The sequence below is a fragment of the Cyclobacterium sp. SYSU L10401 genome (assembly GCF_010993705.1).
Taxonomy (GTDB): domain Bacteria; phylum Bacteroidota; class Bacteroidia; order Cytophagales; family Cyclobacteriaceae; genus Cyclobacterium.
In genome coordinates this window covers 479,832-491,909 of record NZ_WOFO01000004.1, presented here as the reverse complement: position 1 = coordinate 491,909, position 12,078 = coordinate 479,832, and the positions used below count along the sequence as shown (strand labels likewise).

The following is a 12,078-nucleotide window of genomic DNA, read 5'->3' as shown; positions in this document are numbered from 1 at the left end:
GTCTCCGATTGGAGACCTGTATGAAATGTAGCGAGGAGGGGAATTGAACCCCTGACCTCAGGGTTATGAATCCTGCGCTCTAACCATCTGAGCTACCTCGCCGAATGAGAATGCAAATATGTGAGGATAATCCTTGAATTGCAAATAATGGAGAACCTAAAAAAAGACTTTTTATAACCAGAATAACTAAGGCTATGGAGAAAATTAAATTTGTTGCGGATTACCAGATAAATACCTCCAAAAAGATCATTTATCCGTACCTAAGTACGGCCAGCGGTTTATCACAGTGGTTTGCAGACGATGTGGTTATCAATGAAGACAAGGTCTATAACTTTATATACGATGGAGAAAACCACTATGCCAAACCGGTTATCATGCGCACCAATCACCATGTCAAATTTGAGTTTTTCGACCCTTCTGTAGAGGAAGAGGAAAGTTCAGACAACCCCTTTATCGAATTCAAGCTGGAGGAAAATGAATTGACACAAACCTTTTATCTTCGTGTGATTGAGTATGGAGATGCCTATGATGAACAGGAGCAGCGCTCCATTTGGGAGGGCTTAATCGGAAGTCTCAAGGAAATAATCGGTGGATAAGCACTTTAGAATTATCATTTTTAACATAATATGTTCAATTTTGTTTCGTCTTTTAAATGAAGGGAAAAAGGCGTTTCATGAAAAAATTAGATAAACTGATCCTGGGTTCCTTTCTGGGGCCATTTTTACTCACTTTCATCGTAGTGGACTTTATCCTCCTCACGGTGAATATGCTCAAATATTTTGACGAAATATTTGGCAAGGACCTCCCTTTTATGGTTTATATGGAGTTGATTGGTTATTTTGTGATCAGTATCTCTCCCATGGCACTTCCCCTGGCTGTGTTGCTTTCTTCTTTGATGACTTTTGGTAACCTGGGAGAACATTTTGAATTGACGGCCATCAAAAGTAGTGGCATCTCCCTGCTCCGGGCCATGCTTCCTATCGGTATATTTGTCGTTTTTTTAACCGTCTTTGCCTATTTGTCCAATAACTATGTAGTTCCCAGGGTAAACTTAAAAACTTTCAGTTTGCTGTATGACATACGGATGAAGTCGCCTGCGCTCGATATCAAGGAGGGGGTGTTTTACAATGGCATACCGAATTACAGCATAAAGGTCAACCGCAAATTGGATGAGGTAAGGCTGGAAGAGGTACTCATCTATGACCATACACAGGGACAGGGAAACCTTCATGTGATCACCGCAGATTCTGGCAGGATGGAATCCTTTTTCAATGACAGGTACATGATGCTGACCTTATATAATGGAAACAGCTATCAGGAAGGTACCGGGCAAAGAGGGATCAAGGACAAGCCGGTGACTTTCAGCAGGACCAGGTTTGATAAAAACGAAATGGTATTCAGCCTGGACGCATTTGACATGAAAAGAACGCCTGAAAACCTTTGGTCCAACAGTAAATCCATCAAAAATATAGGTGAAATCAGGGTAGACCTGGATTCCATGGACCGGGAGCTTAACCATTGGTATTTTTTTAATTATGCCAATACCGAAGCCTCTTACAACTACTTTGGAAGGACCCGGAAGTTGACACCTCCCAAAGAGATCGTAGACAAAAAGAATGAGTCGGATTCACTGAAAAACTTAAAATATAAAGACGAATACGAAAACCCGGAAAACGGAAGGCCGGTAAATGAAAATGTAGCGACGAACAGAGATACAGTACGAAATGCCTCCGGCCAGGACAGTACTGATCAAAGCACTGCACCATCTGCTGATCCGGATACGACTTTATTGGCTTCAGGCGACACTATTTCTCCGACTGAAAACGGTGCTTCGGTGGATGCCATCGGAGACACACTCAGTAATAACCAGCCTGCTGCGGGGGAAGATTTGATCAGTGATGCTGAAATGAATGAAAGGGACAGCATCAATGACCTGGCTACCCAGCCCGATATGGGCAGGATCAATAAAAATGCAGGAATGGGTAAGGACAAGCCTGAGCCGGCTACCCTTACAGCGGAGCAAAAACAAAAGCTAGACTCCCTGAGGAATACCCCCAGGTACAGGACTTCGGAGGCCACTGTAGGGCTGACGGCTGCCAGAAACATCAAGAATAATTTTACCACCAACCGAACCCGGATTAATGAAGTACAACGCAATTACAGGGTTTTTAAGGTAGCCTGGTACCAGAAATATACCCAGTCTCTGGCCTGTTTTGTGATGTTTATGATAGGCGCTCCATTGGGTGCCATTATCAAAAAAGGAGGCTTGGGCATGCCGGTGTTGATGTCCATTATTTTCTTTATCATGTATTACATGTTGACCATTACTGGAGAAAAGTGGGCCAAAGAAGGCATGTCAGACACTTTTTTTGGTACCTTTTTTTCCAATCTGGCACTGATCCCATTTGGTTTGTTTTTCCTCAGGCAGGCCAGAAAAGATGCCCGGCTTTTTGAGCCGGATTTTTACCAGGCGATATGGGATAAAATAAAAAAAACCATGGTACGAAAGCAATCTCCTACAGCATCCCCCAAAGAGGCAGACAAAAAGTTAAAAGAAGAAGTTTTATAATTTCGAATAAAACAGCTACCTTTGTCTTTGTTTTAAAAAATTTACATCATATTTGACTAAGCATGTATTTAGCGAAAGAAGAGAAAGTAGAACTATTCAAGAATCATGGTCGGTTGAAGTCAGAACAAGATACAGGGTCTCCTGAATCACAAATTGCCCTGTTTACTTACAGGATTACGCATCTGACGGAACACTTAAAGACCAACAAAAAAGATCACTCATCACGAAAAGGTCTTTTGAAGCTGGTAGGTAAGAGAAGGCGATTGCTGAATTACCTGATAAAGACCGACATTGAGAGGTACCGGGCTATCATTGCAGACCTGGGTATCCGTAAATAACAACCACGTGGGGTTCCCTTTTATCAGGGAACCTTACTTTTTTGCTACCTTCTGTTATTAAACCTTACTTTTACAACTATACCTTATTCAGAATCAAAAATTTATGTTACCAAATTCAATTTCAAAAACCATCACCCTGGAAGATGGTAGGGAAATCATCATTGAAACAGGAGCCTTAGCCAAACAGGCAGATGGGGCAGTCATGGTAAAGATGGGTAAATCCATGTTGCTGGCTACCGTAGTTACCAAAAAAGAAGCGGGCGAAGGGGTGGATTTTCTGCCCATGTCTGTAGATTATCAGGAAAAATTTGCTGCCTCCGGAAAGATTCCGGGTGGATTTTTGAAGCGGGAAGGCAGGTTATCCGATTATGAAATACTGATCAGCCGTATGGTTGACCGGGCCATCAGGCCTATTTTCCCGGACGATTATCATGCCGATACCAATATTACCATCACCTTGATGTCCTCAGATGAGGAGGTCCTACCGGATTGTTTGGCAGGACTGGCTGCCTCTGCTGCATTGGCAGTATCAGATATTCCTTTCAACGGTCCCATATCTGAGGTGCGTGTGGCCAAAATAGACGGTTCACTCGTCATTAACCCCAAACCTGCCGACCTGGAAAGGGCCTCTATGGAACTTATCGTGGCCGGATCTGAAGAATTTATCCTGATGGTAGAAGGTGAAGGAGATGAAATCGCTGAGGATGAAATGGTAGAAGCCCTTCAGTTTGCTCATGAAGAACTGAAAAGGCACTGTCAGGTACAGAAGGAACTGACCAAATTGGTTGGAAAAGAAGTGAAAAGAGAATACAGCCACGAAGTCAATGATGAGGCCTTATTCGAAAAGATGAAATCGGAACTGTATGACAAGCTCTATGAGGTGGTCAGCCGGCAGATTGCCAATAAGCAGGAACGTTCTGAATTGACCAAAGCCATCAAAGAGGCCTTTGTGGAAAGTTTGGGAGAGGAGCATGAATACGATGAAGGGTTGATCAGCAGGTACTTTGGTAAAGTTCACAAAGAGGCCGCAAGAAATTTTACGCTGAAGGAGAAGAAAAGGCTGGATGGAAGAAACCCGGACGAAATCCGACCCATTTGGTCCGTGGTAGATTACTTGCCTTCCGCTCACGGATCAGCTGTTTTTACCAGAGGAGAAACCCAATCCATCACCACTTGTACCCTGGGTACGAAGCTGGACGAGCAAATGGTGGATGGAGCCGTACATTCCGGTTACAATAAATTTTATTTGCATTACAATTTCCCCGGATTTTCTACCGGAGAAGTAAAAATCAATCGGGGTCCTGGAAGAAGGGAAGTAGGCCATGGCAACCTGGCCATGAGGGCTTTGAAGAAAGTATTGCCCCCTGATGCCGAAAACCCCTACACCATACGGGTAGTGTCCGATATTCTTGAATCCAACGGTTCATCCTCCATGGCTACGGTTTGCGCCGGCTCCCTGGCATTGATGGATGCGGGAATTCCGATAAAAGCTCCGGTAACGGGTATAGCGATGGGAATGATTTCTGATGCCAAATCGGGAGATTATACCATCCTTTCTGATATCCTCGGTGATGAAGACCATTTGGGAGACATGGATTTTAAAGTGACGGGTACTGCAAAAGGTATTACTGCCTGTCAAATGGACCTTAAAGTAGAGGGACTCGATTATAATGTATTGAAAGAAGCTTTGTACCAGGCCAGAAAGGGACGGTTGCATATTTTGGATGAAATCAACAAAACTTTGGCCGAGCCAAGGGCAGAATTCAAGCCACATGCCCCAAGGTCTTTCAACATGCAAATACCTAAAGAGCTGATCGGAGCGGTCATAGGTCCGGGCGGTAAAGTAATCCAGGAAATTCAAAAAGATACTGGCGCTACCATTATCATTGAAGAAGTGGACAATGTGGGCCGTATCAATGTCTTTTCAAATAATCAGGATGCCATGGACAGTGCTGTTGCGAGGATAAGATCCATCGTGGCCCAACCTGAGATCGGAGAAGTATATACCGGAAAGGTTAAAAACATCATGCCTTTCGGAGCTTTCGTTGAATTCATGCCAGGCAAAGATGGTTTGTTGCATATTTCTGAGATCAAATGGGAGAGGCTCGAATCCATGGATGGAGTACTGGAATCTGGCGAGGAAATTGCTGTAAAACTCATTGATGTGGACAAGAAAACAGGCAAATTCAAGTTATCCAGAAAAGCTTTGTTGCCAAAACCAGAAAAAAAAGACAAATAAGCTGAAAGTTTTCTGAAAATTTAGAACAATTATTAAAAATTGAACTTATTTTCAGGAAACTTCTGTTATGAATGCGTTAAAAATAATAGATACAATTGAATGAGGCAGCTTAAAATCAGTAAACAGATTACCAACAGGGAGAGTCAATCCCTGGATAAATACCTTCAAGAGATAGGTAAGGTAGATCTATTGACAGCAGACGAGGAAGTGGTTTTGGCCAAAAGAATCAGAGAAGGGGATCAACTTGCCCTGGAGAAACTGACCAAAGCCAACTTGCGATTTGTTGTCTCTGTTGCCAAACAATATCAAAATCAGGGGTTATCTCTGGGGGATCTGATCAACGAGGGAAACCTGGGTCTGATCAAGGCCGCCCAGCGTTTTGATGAAACCCGTGGATTTAAATTCATCTCCTATGCAGTATGGTGGATCCGGCAGTCCATCCTTCAGGCTTTGGCGGAACAATCCAGAATTGTAAGGTTGCCTCTGAACAGGGTAGGATCTTTGAATAAGATCAGCAAAACCTTTTCTGAATTGGAGCAGAAGTTTGAGAGAGAACCCTCTCCTGAAGAGTTGGCTGAAGTGCTGGAAGTTACTGCCGGTGAGGTAGTAGACACCATGAAAATTTCCGGCAGACATGTGTCCATGGATGCACCCTTTGTGCAGGGGGAAGAAAACAGCCTCCTGGATGTACTGGAAAATGACGGGGAAATCAAACCTGACGATGGCTTGATGAATGACTCCCTGCGAAAAGAAGTGCAGCGGGCCCTTTCGACCCTGACCCAAAGAGAAGCAGATGTGATCACCCTTTATTTTGGACTGAATGGGGAACACGCCATGACGCTGGAAGAAATTGGAGAGAAATTTAACCTGACCCGTGAGCGGGTCAGGCAGATCAAGGAAAAGGCAATCAGGAGATTGAGACATACCAGCAGGAGTAAAACCCTGAAACCCTATCTGGGTTAAAACTTGCTGAAAAGCGAAATATTGAAAAGGGCAGGTCGCCCTTTTTTTATGTGTATGAAAATTTTATTGAAGTAAATTAAACTTTTTTGTTTTTATATTTTGTTAACATGCCATAACTATTTGAATTTTATAAAATTGATTAATACCTAAAGTAATGAGTCAGGAGACCGAAACAATAAAAGTCCTCATCATAGGGTCAGGACCCGCGGGATATACCGCCGCCATTTATGCATCCAGAGCCGGTTTATCACCGGTATTATATACGGGTATACAGCCCGGAGGGCAGCTTACCATTACCAATGATGTGGAAAATTATCCCGGCTACCCGGACGGGGTAATGGGCCCCCAGATGATGGAAGATTTCAGGAAACAGGCGGAGCGTTTTGGTACGGAAGTCAGGTATGGGGTGGTGACTCAGGTGGATTTCAGTCAGCGACCCTATAAAGTATTGGTGGATGACAGCAAATCCATTCAAGCCGAAACGGTGATCATCTCTACCGGAGCTTCTGCCAAATGGCTGGGGATAGAAAGTGAAACCAGGCTCAATGGAAAGGGCGTTTCTGCCTGTGCCGTTTGCGATGGCTTCTTCTTCAGAGGAAAGGATGTGGCTATCGTCGGGGGAGGGGATACTGCCTGTGAAGAGGCCAGTTACCTGGCAAATATTTGCAGTAAAGTGTACATGCTGGTAAGAAGAGATGAACTTAGGGCTTCCCAAATCATGCAAAAAAGGGTGATGAACAATCCTAAAATCGAAATCCTGTGGAACCATGAAACCGAAGAAATTCTAGGTGAAGAGGAGGTCAATGGCGTAAGGGTGAAAAATAACCAAACCGGAGAAGAAAAACTGCTGGATGTGGCCGCATTTTTTGTAGCCATAGGACATCAGCCCAATACCGATGTTTTTACAGGCCTGATAGATATGGATGAAAATGGGTACATACAAACCAAACCGGGCAGTACCAAGACAAATATTCCAGGCGTTTTTGCCTGCGGAGATGCTCAGGATCACGAATACCGACAGGCGGTAACTGCCGCTGGAACGGGCTGTATGGCCGCTCTGGATGCTGAAAGATTTCTTTCCGCACAGGAGTAGCCCGGCAAATAGCTAAAGTTGTCAAAGCCCTGTAGGCGGTGATTGATGGATCCTTAGATAAAGTTTCCTTCAGGAATACCCAGTAACCACAGGTCAGGTAAAGGAGTTGTGGCTTGTTTTAATTGCCGGTATTGCTCATGGATTGGATGGGGTTGTGGTAAACCAGAATACGCAATAACATGCCATCCAGTTCCCTTTTATTTTAAGAATGAGTAGCTAGAGCCTACCGTACCGGGCAGGTAAAAATGTACTTTTAAAGAATAATTTATGAAATTGGATATATTGGCCATTGCAGCCCATCCGGATGATGTGGAACTGTCTTGTAGCGGGACTTTAGCTTCCCATGTGGAAAAAGGGTATAAAGTAGGTATTCTTGACCTGACCCAGGGAGAGATGGGTACCAGGGGCACACCAGCCCTTCGGTTGGAAGAGGCTGAGCAGGCGGCAAAGATTATGGGCTTGAGTGCCCGTGAAAATTTGGGATTCAAAGATGTTTTTTTTGAAGATGATCAAGCCCACCAGGTAGCCATAGCCAGGATCATCAGGAAATACCGTCCCGAGATGGTACTGGCCAATGCCGTGAGTGACCGCCATCCGGATCATGGAAAGGGCGGAAGTATGGCATCTCATGCCTGCTTTATCAGTGGGCTGAGAAAGGTAGAAACTGAAATGGATGGCAAGCTACAGGAGGCATGGCGGCCCAAAGCCATTTACCATTACATCCAGAACAACTACATCGAACCCGATCTGGTGGTGGATATTTCTTCCCATTGGGAAACCAAAATCAACAGTATCCTGGCTTTCCAGTCCCAGTTTTACAATCCGGAGTCCAAGGAGCCGGAAAGTTTTATCTCCCGGCCCGACTTCCTGGATTTTATCGAGGCCAGAAGCCGGGAAATGGGCCATAAAATCAACGTGAAATATGGAGAGGGATTTACCGTAGAGCGTGTGGCCGGAGTAAAGAATCTTTTTGATTTGTTGTAAACGGTGTAGCATATTACACCGATTTATAATTGTAAAGACGTTTTTGAGGCCTTTTCAAGGGTGGTTCAATACGAAACACCTATTCAAGGTTTTTGGAAAACATGCCGATAGGCCATTTGTAATGGCCTATAGGACCCGTTTTGACTTTTTACATCACCGGAAATAACAGGGAGAAGTTACAAACTTCCCCTGGCACTAAACTTCAATATAGGTGTAGATGGCGACTATGACATTTTTTTCCTCATGGTAAGGCTACGAGCTGATAGCAATGTCAGTTCAAAAAGGACGCAGCTATGAGTTTTTTTGTTACACTTCAGGGTGCCAATCTTTCCATTTTCCATTGATTTTCGGAAGTAGAAAGCGTATACAGGATGCGGTCGTGCAGGCGTGCCGGCCGGCCTTGCCAAAACTCGATTTCAATCGCCATCAAACGGAATCCTCCCCAGGATTCCGGTCGTTTTAAGGTTTCCCTCTCAAACCTTTCCACGGTGAGGGCCAGATTTTTTTCCAAAAATTCCCGGTCAGGGATCACCTGGCTCTGAGGACTGACCCAGGCCCCAATCTGGCTTTCCTTCGGTCTGCTAAGGAAATATTCATCGGATTCCTCTGCCGGTATTTTTGAGACTTGCCCGGATATTCTTACCTGTCTTTCCAGTTCAGGCCAGAAAAATGTCAGGGAAGCAAAAGGATTTTCGGAGAGTTGCCTGCCTTTTTGACTGGTATAATTGGTAAAAAAAACGAAACCCTCGTCTACTCCCTTCAACAAAACAATCCTACCGGCAGGTTTCATGGCTTTATCTACCGTACAAAGGTGCATGGCTGTAGGTTCATTTACCTGTGCAGCGAGCGCATTGGACAACCATAACTTGAATTGTTCTAAAGGGTTGGGATCCATCCCTTTAATATCTAAAGTTTTAGAGGAATATTCCTGTCTTATGTCTGCTAATTTCATTTTTTCAAAATAAATCAGAAAATAAATTTAAGAATATAAATATATTGTATTTAAATTTTTTTCTTTTAAATTAAACCTTCATATAATTGATGATTGATGCATGCACCATCTAACATATCTCCCCAATCAGGAAGCCTGCTCATTTCAGAGCCTTTCCTACAGGATGAAAATTTCGTCCGATCGGTGGTGCTTTTGTGTGAAAACAACGAATTGGGCTCATTTGGTTTGGTATTGAACAAACTTTCTATCTTTAAACTGGATGAGTTGCTGGAAGGGTGTGAGTTGATGGACAAGGAGGTATATGTAGGTGGACCGGTGGAACAAAATACCCTTCATTTTATCTATCAGGGGGAGAAGCAGTTGGAAGATAGCGTTTCCCTGGGAGAAATGCTTTGGTGGGGAGGAAGTTTTACTGAACTGCTCGAAAAAAATAAACTGGGGCTGGTCGATATGACAGATTACCGGTTTTTTATTGGGTATTCGGGTTGGGAAAGTGGCCAATTGAAAGCAGAACTATCAGAGAACACCTGGATTGTCTGTGACAATGCCCAGGCAAAAAATATATTCAAATCCGAACCGGATGATTTGTGGCGGGTGATCTTGAAAAATATGGGAGGTGATTTTCAGGTTTTGGCAAATTATCCCATTGACCCAAGACTTAATTAGCCCAAAATTGCTACTTTTGTTCAGTATGGTTTGATTTACGCAGGAATACTACAATAATATGGATAAGGATAAAGAAATGTCCGAAAAAGAGGACAAGGTTACTGAAGACCTGGTGGACAAGCAGGAATCAGGAGTGCAAGCAGATGAGGATCAAAGAGAGGAAGCTACCGAAAAGACTCCGGTCAATGAGGCTGATGCTGAACAATCGGAAGAGGAGGATCAGGAGGAAGAAGGAGTTGATTATAACAATTACGACAAGCCACAATTGCTCAAGGCCCTGAAGGAAATTGTCAGCCAGCAGCATTTCATCAAAAGTGATGCCCTTGTTCAGGAAATCAAAAACCATTACGAAGAGTATTACCAAAAAGAAAAAGACCTGGCACTGCAGCAATTTATTGCTGAAGGCGGAGAGGAGGAAGGTTTCGATTACAGGGGATTGGATGAAGACAGGGAATTTTTCGCTACTTATCAGCAATTTAAGGATAAAAGACACCAGCAGATAAAGGAATTAGAGCGCTCCAAAGAAAAAAATGCCCAGGAGAAAAATCAGATTCTGGATCGCCTGAGGGGTCTGGTAGATGGTGAGGAAACTACCAATAGCATTGAGACCATAAAAAAAATCCAGGAAGAATGGAAGAGAATAGGTCCTGTTCCCCATAACCAAAACAAGAACCTCTGGGCATCCTACAATGCCCTGATGGACAGGTTTTATGATAACAGGAGCATTTACTTTGAGCTGAAAGAACTGGACCGGAAGAAGAACCTGGAAAGTAAACTGGAGCTATGTGAGAAAGCCGAAGCCCTGTCGGAGCAGGAAGATATCAAAGAAGCCATCAAATCACTCAATGACCTGCATGAAGATTTTAAACACATAGGCCCCGTTCCCAGAGAGGAGCAGGAGGCCTTATGGCAGCGATTCAAAGGAGCCTCGGATGCCATCTATAACAAAAGAAAAGCGTATTACGATAGCCAAAAGGAGGTTTTTAAAGCCAACCAGGATTTAAAAGTAAAATTGATAGAGAAGCTGGATGCCTTTAAAGCATTTAAGGCAGAAAAAATCCGGGATTGGAATACCAAAACCAAAGAAATACTGGCTATTCAAAAGGAATGGGAAGCCATCGGCCCGGTGCCCAGAGAATCCGGAAAGGAAATCAACAAAACATTCTGGGGGCTTTTCAAACAGTTTTTTCAACATAAAAACCAGTTTTTCAAAGAACTTGATGAGGTCAGGCATCAGAACAAGGAAAAGGCTGAAAAGCTGATTGCAGATGCGGAATCACACCTGGAAAGCACAGACTGGAAGGAAACTTCCAATCACCTGATCCAATTACAAAAAGAGTGGAAAGAGCTGGGGCCTCTGCCGGAAAAATTCAGAGACAGTTTGTATGGGAGGTTCAAAAAGGCCTGTGACACGTTTTTCGATAACCGTCGAAGTGCCAATAAGGAGACCAACAAAGCCTTTGAAGAAAACCTGGCGGCTAAGGAAGCGGTTTGTGCGCAGATAACAGCAGAAGCAGCGGATAAGGAGGGCAGCAGCCCCGAAAATCTGGAAGCCCTGATCCAGCAGTACAACGAGATAGGTTTTGTGCCCAGGAAAAACATGAAGGATATATCCGCTAAATTCAATGATGCTGTAAATACCTATCTCAGCCAATTGGATCTGGAAGGAGAAAGCAAAGATGATTTCCTTTTCAGGCTAAACCTGAACAAGCTGCAGGCGGATCCCAATAGCAACAAGGTGCTGAATAAGAAAGAGCATGGCATTAGGAAGCAAATTTCTGATCTTGAAAACAACATCACCCTTTGGCGAAACAACCTGGAGTTTTTTGCTTCCTCGAAAACGGCCGATAAATTGAAAGACCAGTTCGAGGAAAAAATTGACAAAGCAGAGCAGGAAGTGGATAAGTTGAAGAAAAAGCTGTCCATCATCCGGGAATTTTAATTTACTCATGCAGAGTAAAGTAAGTATTTTTTTTAAAATTATTGGGTGAAATTTTGAATTACTAATGGTATAAAATTATATTTGCACTCGCATTTGGGGAAAGCCATCATTCATATTCGCTTTTCCTTGCATGTGAGCATCCTATAAAAGCCTCCTTAGCTCAGCTGGTAGAGCAACTGACTTGTAATCAGTAGGTCGTTGGTTCGATCCCGACAGGAGGCTCTTGATTATCAGGCACTTATAAGAGCAATCTTGTAAGTGCCTTTTTTCATTTTAAAAGCATCTGCATCATCAATGATTTTTTACTTACTTCATTAACTTGTTAATGATTA

The 12,078-nt window shown here is 43.5% G+C and carries 10 protein-coding genes and 2 tRNA genes; 10 read left to right on the top strand and 2 right to left on the bottom strand.

Annotated elements, in window-relative coordinates; genetic code table 11:
• Positions 1-28 precede the first annotated feature (28 nt).
• Positions 29-102: transfer RNA gene (locus GL182_RS12650), tRNA-Met, on the bottom strand.
• Positions 103-194: 92 nt separating this feature from the next.
• On the opposite strand from GL182_RS12650, the gene GL182_RS12645 reads away from it, so the two are divergent.
• From GL182_RS12645 to bshB1, 7 genes are all read left to right on the top strand, one after another.
• Complete coding sequence (locus tag GL182_RS12645) at positions 195-596, top strand: START-like domain-containing protein (RefSeq protein WP_163380027.1); 402 nt, start codon at positions 195-197, stop codon at positions 594-596.
• A gap of 77 nt (positions 597-673) precedes the next feature.
• Positions 674-2,569, top strand: a complete 1,896-nt coding sequence (locus GL182_RS12640; RefSeq protein WP_163380026.1) for an LptF/LptG family permease — start codon at positions 674-676, stop codon at positions 2,567-2,569.
• Positions 2,570-2,631: 62 nt separating this feature from the next.
• A complete protein-coding gene (gene rpsO, locus GL182_RS12635) occupies positions 2,632-2,907 on the top strand; it encodes a 30S ribosomal protein S15 (protein WP_163380025.1) in 276 nt (91 codons plus the stop codon).
• Between the two features lie 103 nt (positions 2,908-3,010).
• Positions 3,011-5,146: a polyribonucleotide nucleotidyltransferase gene (pnp, locus tag GL182_RS12630; RefSeq protein WP_163380024.1), complete on the top strand. Its 2,136-nt coding sequence runs from the start codon at positions 3,011-3,013 to the stop codon at positions 5,144-5,146.
• Positions 5,147-5,245: 99 nt separating this feature from the next.
• Entirely contained in the window at positions 5,246-6,109 is an 864-nt protein-coding gene (locus GL182_RS12625; protein ID WP_014021150.1) for an RNA polymerase sigma factor RpoD/SigA, read from the top strand.
• A gap of 154 nt (positions 6,110-6,263) precedes the next feature.
• Entirely contained in the window at positions 6,264-7,202 is a 939-nt protein-coding gene (gene trxB, locus GL182_RS12620; RefSeq protein WP_163380023.1) for a thioredoxin-disulfide reductase, read from the top strand.
• Positions 7,203-7,469: 267 nt separating this feature from the next.
• A complete protein-coding gene (gene bshB1 / locus GL182_RS12615) occupies positions 7,470-8,186 on the top strand; it encodes a bacillithiol biosynthesis deacetylase BshB1 (protein WP_163380022.1) in 717 nt (238 codons plus the stop codon).
• Positions 8,187-8,499: 313 nt separating this feature from the next.
• Here bshB1 and pdxH read toward each other — a convergent pair whose 3' ends face one another.
• Positions 8,500-9,138 carry a pyridoxamine 5'-phosphate oxidase gene (pdxH, locus tag GL182_RS12610; RefSeq protein ID WP_163380021.1) on the bottom strand — a complete coding sequence of 213 codons (639 nt, stop codon included), beginning with the start codon at positions 9,136-9,138 and terminating at the stop codon, positions 8,500-8,502.
• 96 nt (positions 9,139-9,234) lie between these two features.
• Here pdxH and GL182_RS12605 point away from each other — a divergent pair, with 96 nt between their 5' ends.
• The 3 genes from GL182_RS12605 to GL182_RS12595 all read left to right on the top strand — a co-directional run bounded on the left by GL182_RS12605 (position 9,235) and on the right by GL182_RS12595 (position 11,968).
• A complete protein-coding gene (locus tag GL182_RS12605) occupies positions 9,235-9,804 on the top strand; it encodes a YqgE/AlgH family protein (protein WP_163380020.1) in 570 nt (189 codons plus the stop codon).
• Between the two features lie 58 nt (positions 9,805-9,862).
• Entirely contained in the window at positions 9,863-11,746 is a 1,884-nt protein-coding gene (locus GL182_RS12600) for a DUF349 domain-containing protein (RefSeq protein WP_163380019.1), read from the top strand.
• Positions 11,747-11,895: 149 nt separating this feature from the next.
• Positions 11,896-11,968 (top strand) — tRNA-Thr (locus tag GL182_RS12595).
• The last annotated feature ends 110 nt before the right edge of the window (positions 11,969-12,078 follow it).